Annotated in this window: 14 protein-coding genes; 8 read left to right on the forward strand and 6 right to left on the reverse strand. The window is 35.6% G+C overall.

Annotation, left to right across the window (positions count from 1 at the left end; translation table 11 throughout):
• Nucleotides 1–8: 8 nt before the first annotated feature.
• Together BW936_RS04780 and BW936_RS04785 are read right to left on the reverse strand one after the other, a co-directional pair.
• Entirely contained in the window at nucleotides 9–299 is a 291-nt protein-coding gene (locus BW936_RS04780; RefSeq protein ID WP_076547155.1) for a GIY-YIG nuclease family protein, read from the reverse strand.
• 215 nt (nucleotides 300–514) lie between these two features.
• Nucleotides 515–805, reverse strand: a complete 291-nt coding sequence (locus BW936_RS04785; protein ID WP_076547156.1) for a GIY-YIG nuclease family protein — start codon at nucleotides 803–805, stop codon at nucleotides 515–517.
• Between the two features lie 470 nt (nucleotides 806–1,275).
• Between BW936_RS04785 and BW936_RS04790 the strand changes: the two genes are divergently transcribed.
• From BW936_RS04790 to BW936_RS04825, 8 genes are all read left to right on the forward strand, one after another.
• A complete protein-coding gene (locus tag BW936_RS04790) occupies nucleotides 1,276–2,022 on the forward strand; it encodes a cyclase family protein (protein WP_076547157.1) in 747 nt (248 codons plus the stop codon).
• 2 nt (nucleotides 2,023–2,024) lie between these two features.
• Nucleotides 2,025–2,384, forward strand: a complete 360-nt coding sequence (locus BW936_RS04795; RefSeq protein WP_076547158.1) for a DUF4260 domain-containing protein — start codon at nucleotides 2,025–2,027, stop codon at nucleotides 2,382–2,384.
• Nucleotides 2,377–2,997 (forward strand): DUF4230 domain-containing protein, encoded by a 621-nt coding sequence (locus BW936_RS04800; protein WP_076547159.1) that lies wholly within the window; start codon nucleotides 2,377–2,379, stop codon nucleotides 2,995–2,997. The genes BW936_RS04795 and BW936_RS04800 overlap by 8 nt, the downstream gene beginning before the upstream one ends.
• A 59-nt stretch (nucleotides 2,998–3,056) precedes the next feature.
• The gene (locus BW936_RS04805; RefSeq protein WP_394333579.1) at nucleotides 3,057–3,416 is read left to right on the forward strand and encodes a Dabb family protein; all 360 of its coding nucleotides are present in this window, start codon (nucleotides 3,057–3,059) and stop codon (nucleotides 3,414–3,416) included.
• Between the two features lie 9 nt (nucleotides 3,417–3,425).
• Nucleotides 3,426–3,974: a GNAT family N-acetyltransferase gene (locus tag BW936_RS04810; RefSeq protein WP_076547161.1), complete on the forward strand. Its 549-nt coding sequence runs from the start codon at nucleotides 3,426–3,428 to the stop codon at nucleotides 3,972–3,974.
• Nucleotides 3,971–4,324, forward strand: a complete 354-nt coding sequence (locus BW936_RS04815; RefSeq protein WP_076547162.1) for an MmcQ/YjbR family DNA-binding protein — start codon at nucleotides 3,971–3,973, stop codon at nucleotides 4,322–4,324. Before BW936_RS04810 ends, BW936_RS04815 begins: the two co-directional genes overlap by 4 nt.
• Before the next feature lie 69 nt (nucleotides 4,325–4,393).
• Nucleotides 4,394–6,166, forward strand: coding sequence for a MutS-related protein (locus BW936_RS04820; protein ID WP_076547163.1), 1,773 nt, complete (start codon nucleotides 4,394–4,396; stop codon nucleotides 6,164–6,166).
• A gap of 34 nt (nucleotides 6,167–6,200) precedes the next feature.
• Nucleotides 6,201–7,202 (forward strand): metal-dependent hydrolase, encoded by a 1,002-nt coding sequence (locus tag BW936_RS04825; protein ID WP_076547164.1) that lies wholly within the window; start codon nucleotides 6,201–6,203, stop codon nucleotides 7,200–7,202.
• Between the two features lie 3 nt (nucleotides 7,203–7,205).
• Here the strand turns inward: BW936_RS04825 and tamL are convergent, their stop codons facing one another.
• From tamL to BW936_RS04845, 4 genes are all read right to left on the reverse strand, one after another.
• Nucleotides 7,206–9,488, reverse strand: a complete 2,283-nt coding sequence (gene tamL / locus BW936_RS04830) for a translocation and assembly module lipoprotein TamL (RefSeq protein WP_076547165.1) — start codon at nucleotides 9,486–9,488, stop codon at nucleotides 7,206–7,208.
• A 28-nt stretch (nucleotides 9,489–9,516) separates the two neighbouring features.
• The gene (locus BW936_RS04835) at nucleotides 9,517–14,508 is read right to left on the reverse strand and encodes a translocation/assembly module TamB domain-containing protein (RefSeq protein WP_076547166.1); all 4,992 of its coding nucleotides are present in this window, start codon (nucleotides 14,506–14,508) and stop codon (nucleotides 9,517–9,519) included.
• Nucleotides 14,509–15,113: 605 nt separating this feature from the next.
• On the reverse strand, nucleotides 15,114–16,217 hold the full coding sequence (locus BW936_RS04840; RefSeq protein ID WP_076547167.1) for a DUF4407 domain-containing protein: 1,104 nt from the start codon (nucleotides 16,215–16,217) through the stop codon (nucleotides 15,114–15,116).
• A 114-nt stretch (nucleotides 16,218–16,331) separates the two neighbouring features.
• The gene (locus BW936_RS04845; protein WP_084181975.1) at nucleotides 16,332–18,557 is read right to left on the reverse strand and encodes a M56 family metallopeptidase; all 2,226 of its coding nucleotides are present in this window, start codon (nucleotides 18,555–18,557) and stop codon (nucleotides 16,332–16,334) included.
• Nucleotide 18,558 lies beyond the last annotated feature (1 nt).

The following is an 18,558-nucleotide window of genomic DNA, read 5'->3' on the forward strand; positions in this document are numbered from 1 at the left end:
TCACGTTTTTACGAAAACTTCTTCTTTGCAAGATTTGGTAATTCGTCATATTCTCCTGCAATAAGCGCTCTTTTCTTTCCTTGTGACAACTTCTTTATACGTTTTTCGGTTTCTATTGCCATATTTAGGTCAGTGAATTCACAATAAAAGGCGAGAGTGACAGGTCTTCTTTTACTTGTGTAGCTGTCCTTATATTTTCCTGATTGGTGCGATTCTAACCTTTGAATTAGGTTAGAGGTAATACCTGTGTAAAAAGTGTTGTCGGCACATTCTAAAATGTAAACGTAGTAAGTGATCACCTTTTTAATTTACGATTTAGATAGTAACAAATGAGTTCTCGATACAAATTTCTTCGTGCCTCAGAAATTCACTCGAAGTGACATGGGTACTTGAAATAATCCATTTACAAGGGGTAATAAAAACGTGTTGTCAGTTCGAGTGATTTTTTATTGAAGTGAAACGGAAATTAAAAATTGTATCGAGAACAGGTTTGGAACACGCAAGCTTCTCGCTTTTACGAAAACTTCTTTTTTGCAAGATTTTGTAATTCGTCATATTCTCCAGTAATAAGCGCTCTTTTCTTAGCTTTTGACCACTTTTTAATACGCTTTTCTGTTTCTATTGCCATATTTGGGTCAGTGAATTCACAATAAAAGGCGAGAGTTACTGGTCTTCTTTTGTCTGTGTAGCTGTCCTTATATTTTCCTGATTGGTGCGATTCTAACCTTTGAGTTAGGTTAGAGGTAATACCTGTGTAAAAAGTCTTGTCGGCACATTCTAAAATGTAAACGTAGTAAGTGATCACCTTTTCAATTTACGATTTAGATGGTAACAAATGAGTTCTCGATACAAATTTTCTCGTACCTCAAAAATTCACTCGAAGTGACATGAGTACTTGAAACAATCTGTTTGCCGAAGTTGTAGTAATACGCATTGTCAGTTCGAGTGATTTTTTATTGAAGTGAAACAGAAATTAAAAATTGTATCGAGAACAGGTTTGGAACACGCAAGCTTCTCGATACCCTCCTCAATGGCGGGCAGGTAAATTTTCTCGTGCCTCAGAAATTCACTCGAAGTGACATGGGTACTTGAAATAATCTATTTACAAGAGGTAATAAAAACGTGTTGTCAGTTCGAGTGTTTTCTGCAAGAAAATGTATCGAGAACAGACTAGGAACACGAATATTCACCTCTTCTAGAATCCTTCGAAATAACCGCTCAAAAAGTTGTAATTTTCTTATCTCAAAGCTACTATGTAATTTGAGGCCAAATACAATGAAGACTACCATAACCCACAATGCTATCCAGTATAAAATTGACCTATCTAAACCATTGGATATTTCAATACCAATTACCAGTAAAAAAGTCAATGTAAACGCTTGGTATATTGATGCGCCCAAGATAGAGCCGCATCGGGAAAAAGATTTTACGGGGAGCGTTCCAGCAGGTGCTAGTACTAATTTTTATGATATTTCATTTAATCCGCATGCACATGGTACGCATACGGAGTGTGTGGGGCATATATCTGCAGCGCATCAATCTGTAAATCAGCATTTACAGCAGTTTTTCTTTTTGGCTGAGGTCATTACCATTACACCATCTGAAGTACAAGGAGACTTGGTAATTACAAAAGATCAACTAGAAAAAGCACTGGGCAGTAAAACACCAACGGCATTAGTCATAAGAACGCTTCCGAATGAAGCATCAAAACGAAAAAGACAGTATTCACACACCAACCCGCCATACATCTTAGAAGATGCTATGGTATTTGTTAGAGCACTTGGTATAGCTCATTTATTGGTAGACTTGCCATCTGTAGACAAGGAAAAGGATGACGGCAAGCTTTTGGCACACAAGGCATTTTGGAACTTTAATGAAGAGGTGAGATTAAATGCTACCATCACAGAATTTATTTATGTTCCAGATTCTATCGCCGATGGTTCGTATTTTTTAAACTTGCAGGTAGCACCTTTTGAAAATGATGCTAGCCCAAGCAGACCAGTACTTTATAAAATAGAATAGCTATGAAAAATCTACTCAAATTAGAAGAACTCGCCTTAATGGTTCTCGGTATTTTTATGTTTGGCTTATTAGGATATCAATGGTGGTGGTTGCCAGTGCTAATACTGGCTCCAGATATTTCTATGCTGGGTTATTTATTAGGTTCTAAAATAGGCGCAGCGTGTTATAATGTGTTACATCACAGGGGTTTTGCTATACTTTTATATTTTGTTGGTATCTATTTTATGCTGCCCATTATTCAATTAATAGGTACAATTCTTTTTATACATACCGCCATGGACCGTATCTTTGGGTACGGACTTAAATATGATAAAGGGTTTAAGTTTACGCATTTAGGAGAAATAGGAAATAAAAATGAATAATATATTTGATACGATTCTGGGGCTGGTTTTAGGAGCCATTGGTATGTATTGGCTTTTTAATTTTTTTAAAGGCAAGAAACGCAAAGAGATTACCACGCACCAATCTTCTGTTTTGTTAGAGAAAATGAAAAGTGTTTGTAAATTAATATCAGTAGAAGGAGAATTTGCCGAAATCTATAAATATGAGAATGTCAAAGATTTTCTGAGCTTGGTAAGTAGTAAAAAAAAGGCATTGGTGGTTATTAAGGCAAAAGCTCATATTGGATACGATTTAAGCAAAATTCTTATGCATGCCGATGAGGGAAATAAAAAAATCGTATTAGATAATTTTCCACAACCAGAGGTATTGAGCATTGAGCCAGAGCTGGAATTTTATGATATTAAGAGTGGATTTTTCAACTTTTTTGCTCCAGATGATCTTACAAAACTAAATGCTGAGGCGAAGGCGCATATACGAGAAAAAATTCCAGAAAGCGGATTGATGGATACGGCTAGAAAAGAAGCTTTACAGACGGTTTTGATTATGGAGAAAATAGTAGAGACAATTGGTTGGTCACTTGATTATTCTGCCTTAAAAATTTCACAAAAGCAAATAGATCTACTCGAAGAATAACAGCAAAAAACTACCATTTACAAATGAAAAACGTAATTTGTATCCTTGTTTTAACACTAATGACCATAGTAACTTTTGGTCAAAATGATAAAAATATGACTGAATTTGATGCTAATTTTTCACATACCGTATTTTTTTGGTTGAAAAATCCTGATAATCAAGCAGACCGTACTGCTTTTGAAACTTCTTTGCGTAAGTTTTTAGATCACTCGGCATATGCTAAAACACAATTTATTGGCAAGCCGCCAAAAGCAAGTAGAGATGTAGTAGATGGTTCATTTACCTACTCCTTAATTGTAAGTTTCGATTCTGCTGAATCTCAACAAGCTTACCAAGACGAGGCACCACATAAAGTGTTTATTGAAGAATCTAGTGATTTATGGTCCAAGGTAATCGTTTACGATTCTACAGGGATTTAAGTTTGTAGTATGGTTCTTAGGGAAGCTATTGTGGCTGATGTCAAGAAAATTGCCAAATTACATTCCGTCAGTTGGCAACAAAACTATCGAGCATCATTTAGTGCGGATTTTCTGGATAATTTGGTATTTGATAATAGGTTGAATGAATGGAAAAAACGCTATAAAAATCCGTCACAGAATCAATATATTTTAATTGCGGAAGCGGATGGTGATTTTCTAGGTTTTATGTGTGCCTATTTTAATCATGACGATCAATATGGAACACTGTTAGATAATTTACACGTAGGTCTTAATGCTCAAGGGAAAGGAATAGGTACAAAGTTGATGGCTGCATTGGCAAAAGAGGTTTTACGTAGAGATGGTACTAATGATTTTTACTTATGGGTGTTAGATACTAACGCAGCAGCTATCTCGTATTACGAACGGTTAGGGGGCGTAGCTAAGGAAACGGTCGAATCTAACGATATAGGCGATAAGACTTTTTTAAAAATCAGATATTACTGGGAAGATGCTTCTTTGTTTTTACAAAGCTTAGAAGTTAAAACACTCCATAAATGAACGTTGAAGAATACCGAGAATACTGCATTTCAAAAAAAGGAGTAACAGAATCTTTTCCTTTTGATGAGGTGACCTTGGTATTTAAGGTAATGGGTAAAATGTTCGCCTTATGCGGATTAGAGCATGTGCCCTTACGTGTTAACCTAAAGTGTAACCCTGATAAAGCCATTGAACTACGTGAAGAGCATGATGGTATTATAGCGGGCTGGCACATGAGTAAAAAACATTGGAATACTGTATTTCTAGACAAAATTGCTAAAGACCTTACAAAAGAACTCATTGACCATTCTTATGATTTGGTGGTTTCTAAATTGACTAAGAAGGTGAAAGCCGAGTTAGAAATACTTTAAATCTACTTTCCATTTATAGAAATCATTTTCTAGGGTTATCTTTACCTTTTCTATAACAGGTTGGTTTTCATGAATAATTTAGAAGAATTTTACGCCCAAAAAGTAAAGGATTTTGAAACGCAAATTGAAGCGCTAAATAAGAAGTTATTTACCTTCAGCATTCTCCGCTTACTTATATTTTTAGGGACTATCGCAGCTGTGTATTTCGCATCGGTAAGTGCAAAATATGTTATTGGAGTATTGTGTGTGGGTATTCCGTTATTCTTGTTCTTGGTAAGTAAATATACCAACTTAAAGCACCAAAAAGCTAAGATGACGGCTTTGAAAGACATCAATGAGGTAGAGCTGCAAGTGTTGAATAGAGATTTTTCTAAATTGCCCAACGGAAAAGAATTTGCAGACGATATTCATTTTTTTAGTCAAGATATTGACCTTTTTGGTGAAGGTTCGTTTTATCAAATTTCAAACAGAACAAAACTTGCCGAGGGTAGCCTGTTGTTAGCTGACATCTATAAAGAAAATGCTATAAACGACATACAAGAAAAACAAGAAGCTATTGCCGAAATAGGTGAGCAGGTAGATTGGCGGCAAGAGTTTTCAGCTATGGCGGCATTGACCAAAACAGAAACTTCTACCCATACCATTGCAACATGGTTAAAGAACTACACTTCATTTGTGCCTAAGGCAATGAAATTTATTCCACTAGTATTTTCAATAATGTCAGTGGCTATTTTTGTGGCTTACTTTTTAGATTACTTGCCAGAGTCTGTGTTGATTACATGGTTGGTTTTAGGGATGATCATCGTTGGTTTGTACACAAAAAAAGTAACTAATTTAGGGCAAAGTGCTACTAAAATGAAATCTACCTTTGATCAGTACAATCAGCTTTTGGCAATGATTGAAAAAACTGAATTCACGTCAGATTTATTAAAGAAGCGTAAAGCTAATATCCTAAGCAATGGTGAACAGAATTCTAAGGTGCTAAAGAAATTTGCATCGCTGTTGAGCAATCTAGATCGTAATAATAACTTAGTGTATTTAATTTTTGCAAACGGGTTTTTCCTTCGCTCATTAACCGATTGTTTAGCAGTAGAAAAATGGATCGAAGAACATGGTAAAAGTGTAGAAGCCTGGTTCAATACCATCGCATTTTTTGATGCCTATAACAGTTTGGGCAATTTCGCTTTTAATCACCCCAAGTTTACGTACCCAACCATTACTAATGACGGGGTGGTATTGAATTCTAAAAATGCAGGTCACCCGTTACTTGACCCCAAAAAAAGTATACTGAATGATATTACGATAGCGGGCGGACAGTTTTTTATCATCACCGGTGCTAATATGGCTGGTAAGAGTACGTTTTTAAGAACGGTGTCACTACAGATTATGATGGCAAACGTTGGTTTGCCTGTTTGTGCAGAATCCGTCAGTTACTCTCCTATCAAATTAATTACAAGTATGCGTACCACAGATTCATTGACAGATGATGAATCGTACTTCTTTTCAGAATTAAAACGCTTAAGATACATTGTAGACGAAATACAAACAGACCGCTATTTTATCGTTTTAGATGAAATCTTGAAAGGAACAAATAGTACCGATAAGGCTTTGGGTTCAAGAAAATTTGTAGAACGCTTAGTAAAAAGTAAATCTACGGGAATAATCGCTACGCATGATCTTAGTCTTTGTGAGGTTGCCGATGAATACGAAGCGGTCAAGAACCATTATTTCGATGCTGAGATTATAGACAACGAACTACATTTCGATTATACGTTTAAAAACGGAATTTGCCAGAATATGAATGCTTCTTTCCTGTTAAAGAAGATGGGGATTATAGAATAGAAATATAAATTCCCCTTTGGGGGCTAGGGGACTTATGGATTCACTAACACAATTAGTACTTGGAGCAGCAGTAGGAGAAGCCGTTCTTGGAAAAAAAGTAGGCAACAAAGCAATGCTTTATGGTGCTATTGCTGGTACCATTCCAGATTTAGATGTGATCACTCGGTATTTTCTAGATACGGTTACCGCAACGGAATGGCATAGAGCGTTTAGTCACTCTATTTTCTTTTCCGTACTATTTGCTCCTGTTTTTGGGTGGTTGATTTGGAAGATAAACAGGAAAGAGTCGGCCTCTTGGAAAGAGTGGTCTTGGTTGATGTTCTGGGGACTTTTTACACATCCGCTATTAGATGCTTTTACCACCTGGGGAACGCAACTGTTCTGGCCTTTCAAAATTCGTTTGGCATTCCAAAGTGTTTTCGTGATTGATCCTTTGTATACGGTTCCGTTTATTATCTTCTTGATACTGGCGATGTTTCAAAAACGCACAGCTGTAAAACGTAAAAAATATGTGCACTTGGGTCTGATAATCAGTGGTGCTTATTTACTGTTGACCTTAGTTTTGAAAGGTATCGCTTTTAAGAATTTTGAGAATGCGCTTAATGAACAGGGTATTATGTACAATGAAATGAATACACGTCCGGCACCATTGAATACGGTACTTTGGATGGCAAACATTGATACTAAAGATGCTTATCTGATAGGTGATTATTCTTTTTTTGATAGCCAATCAATTTCATTTACATCCTTCCCTAAAAATCATGCATTGCTAGGGAAATGGGCAACGAATGATAAAATTGAACGACTTATTAACATAACCGAAGGTTGGTATACCATTACCGAAAAGGAAGGACAACTGTATTTTAATGATTTAAGATTCGGACTCATTAGTTTAGATGATAATGAAACCCAGTTTGCATTCAGTTATAAATTGGTGCCAAACGGTGAAGATTTAATGGTGGAAGAAAGGCCCAAATTTAAAAGAGACGCCAAACGTTTAATGGCTGCGCTGTGGCAACGTATGTGGGGAAATTAGAATTTAAAAAGGATACCCTATGGCAAAATTTAAAGTCATATTATTATCCGCATTTCCAAAGAAGGGTACATTCCAACGATTATTTTCTTCCAAATAAGGAATACGCAATGGTGACGCCAAATCTAACCGAATTACAAAACTTTGAATATCTAAACGTACACCAAAACCTACACCGGCAGCTACTTCGCTTAACCAATTTTTTTCAAATTTACCATCCGTAAAAAGTGATTCCGATGAAGTTGAGGTTGATTTATTACCTGTAAGTTCAGAATAATCTCCCGTAAGCCACACATTACCAGCATCAATAAAAAAAGCACCTTTTAAATAGGAGAACAATGGAAACCTATATTCTACATTGGCTTCCAGCTTTAAGTTACCAGATTGGTCATAATAATCCGTGTTGTCATCTTCAGTGTTAGGGTAAAAACTTCCAGGACCTATGGATCGTATGTCAAAGGCACGTATGCTATATGGTCCGCCAGAGTAAAATTGTTTGACAAAAGGTAAAGTGGTGCTATTCCCATAAGGTACACCCCAACCTGCGTATAAGCGAGATACTAAAGTACGTTCATTTTTCCATCTTAGGTAAAGTCGTAAATCGGCATCAACTTTTGCATATTGCGCGTATTCTGAGCCAAAAATAGTGTTAGATCCGCCACTAAACAGACTTAAAGCATTTCCTGCCAAATCAAAATTAGTAGTGAAATAGATGGGTTTTTCCTTACTGAGATTAGATACTTCATCATACGTAAAACTATATAATAAGCCGGCTATAAAGCGCTGTTCAAAACTTTGGCTTAAATATTCATTATCATCTAAAATAGCCTGAAATTCATCAGTTACATTAGATAGTCTGGAATAGTTAATACTGATGGGGTCTAAGGTATGATACACGTATTTGTTTTCTTTCCAAGTATACCCAAAGCTGCTATTTAAAGAACTTAAAGTAAATAAGTTACTGCGCTGCAGAAAGTCAACTCCCACAGATATTTTGGTTTTAGGTACAGCGTATTTGAATCTTTTTGGGGAAAATGGTATGGATCTAGGTATGATCAAATCGGCGCTTAAACCACCGGCAATACTGCTTAAGTTAGAATTGTTATTAGACAGTTGTACCTCATAAGAAAAATCTGCAGAGACACTAAAAGTTTCACCTCCGTTAAACACATTTCTGTTGGTGTGGCTTAATAATATACCGGGACCTGTGTACCCGTTTGATCTGGAAACGGCTTGTAATTCTGCCCTGATAGATCGTTTTGTTAAAGGAGCTAAATAGATGTCAGCTGCTAAAGAACCACCATTACCGTCAGTTGCAGTAGTGTCTAACTCGGTGTATTGAATATTTACGTATTTATAACTGCCCAATGCAGATAATCTACTAGCTGTTTGTTTAGATGTATTGGCGTCATAAAGGTCACCTTCATTGAAAAGCAAGTATGATTCTAAGAGTCTAGGTTTAAAATACAATTCATTCTGTACAAAATCTATACTGTCTACTTGAGTAACATTTTCTTTGGTCAATGGCAAGGTATCTCCTTCAATAGAATAGCTTGGGTATACGGTAATTGAGTCTATGGTATATGGAATAGAGGCACGGGCCGGTACTTCTTTTTTAAGCCTTAGAAAGAGGTCAAATTTTCTATTCTTGTACTGGTTGGTGTCCGCTTCAAAAATTAAAAGATCTTCTTGGCTGTTGTAAAAACCTCTTTGTTTTAAGCCATGGTTCAAGCGTGCTCTTTCAGCTTTTAATAAATCTAGATCAAAACGGTCTCCTTTTTTCAGAGCAGTTTCCGGTAGCATATTTTCTATTTCCTTGTAGATGGGTAAGGTGTCAGATTCTAGCTTGTAATTCTCTAGCACATAAGGCGCCGGTAATTTGGCGGAATAATTAACAGCAGCAAATTTATCTTCAATGACCGTTTCAGATTCTGATCGACTATAGAAAAACCCGTTATTATCCAACCTGTTCAATATCAGTTCTTCTACGCGTTCAGGGTTTACCTCTGAAAAATAAACGGGTTCTTCACCAAAAGATTTATTTAGAAACTTATAGATGAACCCGGGCTTTTCTCGCTGCGCTTTGTAATGAAAGAATAAGGCAGGTTTCATTCCTAAAAAGGTAGTGTTTGGGCTAGGTTCAATAAGGTTGAGCAATTCTGACTTTACTTCTTTACCGTCTTTAAGTTCACTGTCAGCATCTAAATCTAGGGTTGCTCCTGTGTACAACTGCTCTCCTTCTGGTATATATTTTTCTATACCGCATGAATAGATAAACAATAATGCCATGCAGCGTACGATGCGATATGTGAATTTTTTATTTTTCAATGTCTTCTTCTTTCTTATTTTCTTTAGAAGGTTCTTTTTCGGATTCTTCTTTTTTCAACGGGCTGAACAATTGACTGAATTTGTTGAATTCTCGATTAAAGATAAAAGCTACTCCGGTAACAATTAATTGTCCATCTATAATGTTTTGGTACTCTTGCTTTCTAAATCCTTTAAGTCTATAAATACCTTCTTCGCTCAATAAATACTCTAAAGTAACATTGCCTATTAACGGAGTTTCGGTTTCGCTAGATGATGCGCTACCTTCTACATCTACAGCACTACCGGCAGTTACTATTAATCGGTCATTAAATAATTTTTTACTTGCGCTAATATTTAGTTGTGTTCTATTTTTGGCAGCACCACTTTCATAATCTTCAAAACTATCCAGATCAAAACCAAGCTCAAAACCAGTATTGCCCAATAGTTTACTAGAAATGGAAGTGAGTTCATTTGAAAGGACCTTGTTTACATTGTTTCTAGCAATAGATATGGCGCCACCACTACTACCATCACTACCTGTGGTGGGGTAAAAACGGTTTAGTGCCAATAGCGAGAATACCTGCTTGTTCAATTCAGATTCTTGATCGTTCAACTGTTGAATACGACCATATACGGCACCACCAAAATTTCCTTGTTCACTCTCTGGCATATCTAGCGCAAACGATATTTCCGGCTGAGTTAGTTGTCCGTCAATATTCAAATAAACCAAAAAGTCTGTTGCCTGTTGATATGAACCTGAAACATTATTGTCCGTACCATAACTTATAGAGGACATTAAAGAGGATGCCGAGGTTTCAATCTCATAAATAGCCGTGACATCCATTTTAGCATCATAAGGGTCTCCGCTCCAAACAATACTACTTCCTTTTTGTAATTGAAATTCACGACTCACCAGATTATATAAGCTGGTTCTGTAGAAGCCTGAGTTCAATTCTAACCTTCCTGAAAGTCGTATATCTTGATTGGGGTCTATGTTCAAATTCAACGTAGCATTACCGGATGCTTGTAGTTTATCTTGAGTTTTCTCATCAAGGACAATAGTAAATTTTGCCTCGTTTCCTATTTCTAGGATGGTATTGATATCCATTCCTGCAAAAAATGAACTGGTAGTTTTTTCATCTGTTCTTGTCAGTATAGCATTGGGGTTTTCCCTGTTGACAAAGATGACAACACCATCACGTTCCTGAATATCCAATTGGTTTTGTGGAACAACATAAGTGAGGTCCGTAACATCACGTATACGTAGTTTTCCGTCTATAATGGGCAATTCTAGATCTCCTTTTACGGTAACATCTGCCTGAATACTTGCAATACCATACACCAACTCATCATCCCCTTTTTTAGAATCCAATACCCTAAACTGATCGGTTTTTACCGAAAGATCAAAACCCGGATTAGCAAAACTCTCCGTACTCACCGTACCGTCTATGGTCAAGGCGCCTTGGTTGATGTCATTTATGGCAAACGTATTAAAGGTGATATCATCTTGATCAATATCTACGGATTGATTATCAATTGTAAAGGCAGATTTATAGGCGTTTAAGCTTAAGCCAAATTCATTGAAGTTTATTCTGCCGGAATATTGGGGATCGGCAAGTGTGCCTTTTACCAATAGGCTTCCGTCTAAATATCCTTTGCCATTGGTCAATTGTTCATTGCTGAATCCTTGAATAATACTGGCTTCCAGTTTTTGAATATCAAGCTCCATATTTAAATTTGCGGTATTCTCTTTGGCTGTGTAATCTCCCGTTAAGGTAAGATTGGCGCCGCCATCTTTCATAGCCAAGTCAAAATCGTATTCTGATAATGATTTAGAAGTCGCATCTAAGGTCAAGGTTCCTAACGGATTTTGCAGCAGCTGAAAATCTTTGATATCAATATCGGCAACCAGACCCGATGCGGCATACGGATTAAGAATAACGAAGTCGCCCTCTATTTTTCCTTTTGCCAAAGCTTCATCAGGATTTAATAAACTAAGGAAGGTCTGTAATTGAAAGTTATCGAACAAAATACCGATATGTTCGGTCTCCATTTTTGGAAATTTGTTCGATATTTCCATTTTTTGGGCATTTCTGGTGAAAATGACATTTTCAAAATCTGAATATGCATCGGCTATGACTATCGTATTGTCTTGAGGTATTTTCCATTCCTTTTTGTTCAATATTAAATCCTTCGGGTCAATATGAAGTTTTAAAGTATCCTTTTGAAATGAAAGGTCCGATCCTATATGCATTACCTGAACGGAATCATTTTTAGAAGTAAAATCAAGTAATAGCTTTTTATTCTTTAAACTTCCTTTTAAATAGGTTTGTTTTAGTTGGATGGGTTCATAAATTAAATCTGCCAAACCAGCCGAGAATTTAAGATCAACAGAATCTCCCTTAATAAGTGCATTTAAACTATCTACCGCACTACCTTCGTATGAAAAATGAGGTATTTTGACTTCGGCAGATATTTTTCGGTTTTTAGAATTGAAACTTGCATCTATGTTCAAAGAATCTAATTCTTCTACTCCGTTAAAAAACACCTTAGAAAGAACGGGAGTTGGTATAATTGCGAGAGCCAATTTGGCGTCAATTTCATCTTCAGCTTCAAAGGTGCTGCCGTCGGTTGAAAAATAGTGCTCTATGTGGTTCTTTAAAGCAGCGGTAATACGATTTGGCGATGCGTTAGATGCTAACTGCCCTTTCAAAAAATTACTTTTTATGGATACATCTGTTATAGAATCTTCAATATGGGCTTTTAATACAATGGTAGCAACTTGGTATTGTTCCCTATCGGTAATGGCAATGCCCTCATCAATAGTTGTATTGATCGTGAAATTAGAAGGAGTCCCTGTGTAATCACCGTTAATATTTGCGGCAATCTTAATATTATCTTTTGTAAAACCAAGCTCTTGTAGATCTGCCCCAATAATATTTGAAGTAAACATAATGTCATTTTCTTCTGATGAAAGTGCTATAGTAGCATTTGCTTTCATATTCAAGTTGGGATCGTGGATATTGGTGATTATATGACCATTTCCGTCCTTTAAATTTCCATCAATATCCATCTCTTTATACTCGTAACCACCATATTGAAATTGCGAAATTTTACCGGTGATATCGGCATTAAAATTACTTGGTTCACTTCCTGATCCTTTTCCCTTTATGCTAAGTGATATTTTACCTAACTGATTGTTTTGTAACAGCTGTCCCAATTGTAAACTATCAATTGAAATAGCACCGTTAAATTTCATGAGATTTCCAAAATCTACTAGGGCATTTATGCTAGCGGTTCCTTCAGGAATTTTAATATTCATATTGGGGTTTACCCATGTGGTTCCACCAGATAAATTTCCTTCTGCTATTATGGTTTCAGGAATGGTTACCCCTAAGTCTTTAGATGATATTATTTTGTTTATAGCTGTTTTGGTGCTGTTAAGGCTAATATTGTTCAAATTATAAGTAAGGGAGTCTGTTTGGGTAAGATTTCTAATACTTCCATTGGCTACAAGTTTAGTGTCTTTGCCCCATTGTAGCTCCGTACTGAAATCATCTACTTTTTTCAAAGTTCCCCTAGCTTTTAAGTTGCCGGTTAAAGGGTATGCCGATAAGGAATCTAAATACTGATTTTGGGCTAGTTCAGGTTGTAGTTGAAGTACATCGTCAAGCGCTAAATTGAGGTCTGAAATAGTAGCGGACAAGGCACTGTTTTCAGGATTTTTCAATGCGCCTTTTAAGGAACTGAACTGAACGTTAAAATCTGCTTTTACTGAACTCTGATTCATTTGAAAAACCACATCTGAAAGAGATGCTTGGGTATTGGTTAAACCTGCATTAAATGCCAGTTGATTTAATTTAATACCACTAGGTTCTGAAAAAGAAAACTTAGAAACATTTAGATTAAGGTTCTCAGGTTGGTAATCTAAATTTTTAGCTTGCAATTTAAATTGCTGAATTTTAAAGGCGTTTGGGTCAAATGTATTTGCAACTTGTTTTGTGCCGTTAATAGCATAGTTGAAATTGTTTTTGTCAATATCTATAGTGTTTGCGGCGATAATAAATTCTGGCCATTCAAATTCTGTGGTATTGGAGGAAGTTACTTCAGTTTCTTTACTACTTATTTCTAGGTCTATTTGTGAATCATGTAAAACAAGATCATCTGTCTGGTATCTATTTTTTGACACCTCTGCCAGTATTTCTGTAAGTTCTATAATACCTAATTTCATTTGGGTCTGTAAACCATCTGGCTGACTGTTGTAGGTGATGTTTACGTTTTCTACATCAAAATTAGCTACTTCTATATAGGGTAAGGTCGTAGCTGTGGAGTCTTCGGTTATGGGGAATGCATGAGATTGTATATAGTTAAACTGAGTATCGCTCAACTTAAAATCATTTAAAGAAAACTTCATGGCATTTAAGTCAAATTCAGACACATCTACATCTAATTTTCCCAGTACAAGATTAACATCGGTACCCAAATAGGCATCGGCATAGGTCAATTTCCAATCAGAGATATCTAAACTCCCCACATTTATATTCATGGGTTTGGTAGCTGTTGCAGTTGTATCGGTTGGGGTGGTCAGTGCATCGATTAAGAATGTGAAATTAAATGTATTAGGGTTGTTTTCTCTACTTATCTTAGCGACTACACCATTTGAGACAACGTCATCAATGGATAGTTCATTTTTAAAAATAACAGGATATATAGGAATATCGGCCTGCAGTGATCGGGAATAGAAAAGTGTATCGCCCTTTACATCTTCTAAATAAACGTCCTTTAATTGAATGTCTCCTGAAAAGGTAAGGTATAGATTACCAACCGCTACTTTAGTATCCGTTTTGTTAGCTATATAATTAGTGACTTTAGATACAATGAGGTTTTGCGCCCACGGCGTTCTAACTACCAACACCAAAATAAAAAATAGCAATAGCACCCCAAGAATTATTTTTCCGAAGCGTTTTAAATATTTTTTAATTTTCTGATTTTTTTTGGTCATATAAAAAAGAGTAGAGGATTGAATATTACTATTCAATTTTCAACCATGATAAAATCTTATCCAAGTTGTGTTACAAAGCCTGAAGCAATTATAATTAAGAGTACAATTATGATAACTAAGTTATAAAACCTTCTTTTCTTTTTTTTGGATTCTTTAAGTGATGCCATTAAATGCAAAGTTAAGCCTACGGATATATAAATTTAGCTTATTTGCAACGAAGATTATCGGTATAGAAATAATATGACTTTATTGATAGGGCACATTGTATTAAATGTAGGTGATAATAACATTTCATCTATAGCATTCAGCTTTCTGTCTACAGTAATTTTATAGTGATATTACTTATCATAAATAATCGATTCTATCACATTACTTTTGGCTTGTAATTAAAGATTAGCAATAAGTAAACTACCAAAGCATTTAAAAACAGTAGTAACTTAATAAATAGGTTTGGTTCTTTTTGAAACGGTGCAATAAATAAATTTATGGAATCTGTTATTTTAATAGTACATGTTCAAAATTAATTTTTGAATCAATAGCAGTATAAATAGTTATTCAGGTAGTTTCCCCAGGCTAAGAAGACCAATAGCAATATTGGTCTTTTGCTATTTTAGACTTTTGGTCTGTATGTTATGAAAACTATCTGCCTGTAAACGTAGCAACTCTTCTGCTTTCTTCTTTTTATACCCATACAATTCTTCTTCGCCTTTTAAATCTTCATATATTTTCTGATTGATTTCTCCGTCAGTAGAAGCTATGAGTTGACGTTGCGCCAATTTTTGCTCCACCCAAGTAGAAAGTACACTTTCTTCCTCTTCTAATTTAATATCATATTCCCCTTTGGGGGCCAGTAATTTGGCAATTATGGGAGAGGTTTCTATAGCCAAGAACAATAGAAATATAAAGAAAGATGGTAACCAAGGCAATTCATCTAAAGCGGTTATTCTAGCCATTAATCCATCAAAACCATCAATTATGGGTTGTGAATTTTTAACTACTTCGGCATATTCTGTATCTAAAGCAGCAATTTGAGATTCTAGTGTTACTATTTTTTCTGCATTAGTTGCTTTTAATACCTGCAATTCTGCAAGTGCAGCATCATGTTTATCTCGTTTTTCGGCATAGACCGGACCTTTTCCCAATAGTTTTGTGCCCGCAGTACCTTCGGCTTCATTGATATAAATATCGTAAAGCGCATTGGTCTCTGTTTCCTTGGTCGCGATTTCTGATTTTAAATCTGCAATGTCTTGATTCAATTGCTCTACTTGAGGGGTGTATTGCAACGCGAGTTGGTCTTTATTGGCAAGTGTAAGTTCATTCTTTTGCTCCAATAACACCTGATTGATTTCTTTCTCGAAAATTTTCATTTCCAAGGGTTTTGAAATTACAATGGCAATAATAACCGCAAGAATAATACGGGGAGTAGCCTGTAAAAATTCGTGACCAATGTTGTTTCTTTTTTTAATGGTCGAAACGATGAATCGGTCTAAATTGAAAATGAGCAATCCCCAAATAAAGCCAAAGAATATCGCAGCGTACACATTGTCAAAAACCGTGAATAGTGCGTAACTACTGGCAATAAATGCCATTACTGCTGTAAAGAATACCGTAGCGCCAATACCTGCATATTTGTTTTGCTCCCCTTTAGAGCATGTTTTTAAAAGTTCGGAGTCTGCTCCTGAACAAAGAATGAAGAAGTTTTGAATCATGATGAAAATTCGTTTTTTGATTGATGATGATATACTGGGTGAACGCAACTATTTCACTTTTGGTACTGAAAAAGCCCTCGAAAAGAGGGCTTTAACATAGGTTTGACGTATTTCTTATTCTATTGTTACAGGTTCTTTGGTAATTCTTACTTCTGCTTTGCCATTTTTCTCTCTAGATTCTATATTTAATTCTTTGTTTTTCTTTAATAGGTCAATGGCCTTACCAGATGAGACTTTTTTGCCTTCGTAGAAAAACGTAGCTCCTTTTTTCGCCATTCTAGTAGCATAGTCAAGAGGAGAGGGTGGAGGAGGAGGAGAGGGTGGAGGAGGAATATTGCTCTTTTCTCCTTTTGCCACTTTAGGTGCCATTGGAGCAGGTGGTGGCTCAGGGAAATCAGGGAATGGGGCTGCATTCTCTTTTTGTTTAACAGACATTAATCCGTAGATATATGTTAATTGGTCCACGTCAGATTTTAGGATGCGAATATTGCCTCCCTCAGATATCATGGTGTTGTACCTTTTAGCTAATGAATTGTATTTTGATAATTGTTCCTCAGATGCTCCATCTTGGTTTTCTTTAGGAAGACATTCCGGGAAAGGGTGGGCAGCTTTTCTTTCTTCAACTGTCATTTTTTTATAAGTAGATTCTAAAAATTTTAAATCACTTTGTGGAATTCTTCTTTTTTCAATGGGTATAGCGTTGTATTTTTTTGCTAACGAATTGTATTTCGTGATTTTATTTGATTGTAAAATAATATTATTAGTTTTTAAAATAACAGTATTAGGTGTGGTTGAGATATTTTCTTTGTATTCATCTTCAGGCATAATATATCTGTCAGTAAAAACAGTAATGCTACTTGTCTTTAATTTTCTTAATTCCTGTGATATGGCATTCGTGAAAGCTGAATTAATAATCTCTTTAGCATAAATCTGTGCTGATAATTTGTTGTTTTTAACAGCCAAAGGATATTCTGCCTTTACCTTTTCGTTTAGTTGTGATAGTGGAACATGCTCATTATTGAACCAAATTTGGTTTTCATTTTTTACTTCTATCCATACTATTTCTAGCAGAGGTTCATTGTTGGCATCGGTTTTATGTTCATTGAAAACATTATTTCTTCTGATTTCTTTTGCTTCATCTACTGTTTTACCATGATATTCACTTGGTTTAAATCCGTTTTTACCAAGAATTTTTGTAGTTCTTTTACTAAAATGTTCAATGTTAGAAATTCCTATAACTGCAAGTTCAGCCTTAACCTGGTCAATTAATTTATACTGATTTTCGTCATAAAGAATATGAGCTTTTATGTAGTTTCTAGTAATATATGGACCAAAATTATGATTGATTCTTACTACTTCTGTCGAAAGGTTTTCTAAAGTTGCTGGCTCATCGTTGATTAATAAATCTCCACTTTTTGTAATTTCTATATTGATGTCTTTAATCGTGTTTTGCGATACCACATTTTTTTGACTAAATCCGTAGAGCATTAAAGCTAATACCGGTAGTAGCAATAAGCTTCGTAACAGGATACTCTTTTTTGATGTTTGTTTTTTCATGATGATGAATCGTTTTTTGATTGATGAATAATTTATGGCATTTGCGATACCAACTGATTGATGGGGGTTAAAGCTGTCGTTTGATAAGTACGACAGTAAGGTGTTTTGATAGTTTAAATGATCTTCTAGACCATTAAGTACAGCACTATCTGCTAAAAATTCATGATTTAATTTAATGGTTTTTTTAAATAGATAGATTAACGGATTAAACCAGAATACCACTTGTAATACTTCAAGAAAAAGGACATCTAAACTATGCCTTTGTATAGCATGGGTTTCTTCATGCAGTAGTACAGAATTAGGTATACTGTTGGTCTCAAGTTTTTGCTTGTTTAGAAAAATATATCGTAAAAAGGTATGCGGTGGTAGTTGTTCTTTTAATAATATTCTATAGATAGCACTATGTTTGGTTTTTGGGTTGTTACGAATACGTTTCCATATTTTAAATAGGTTATACATAAAGCGGAATCCGAATACGGCAGCTCCGAATACGTAGAGAGTATATAGTATTAAAGACCAATTCATGGGTGATTCTTCAACAACTTGAATTACTGGTTGTATCTCTTGTGGTTCATTTATGGTGATAACTTGAGTTACTGCAGTGGTAGGTTCTATGTCAACATATTCCGTAAAGACAATTTGAGGGATTATAAAAGAAGCGATAATGGCGGTTAATAGAAAGTATCTTTTAAAATGGTGCATACTTTCTTTCTCCAAAAGGAGTTTATAGAAGAGCAGAAATATGCTCATACATGCGGCGGATTTTAAAAGATAGATTGCCATG

It is taken from the genome of Maribacter ulvicola (assembly GCF_900155985.1).
GTDB classification, from domain to species: domain Bacteria; phylum Bacteroidota; class Bacteroidia; order Flavobacteriales; family Flavobacteriaceae; genus Maribacter; species Maribacter ulvicola.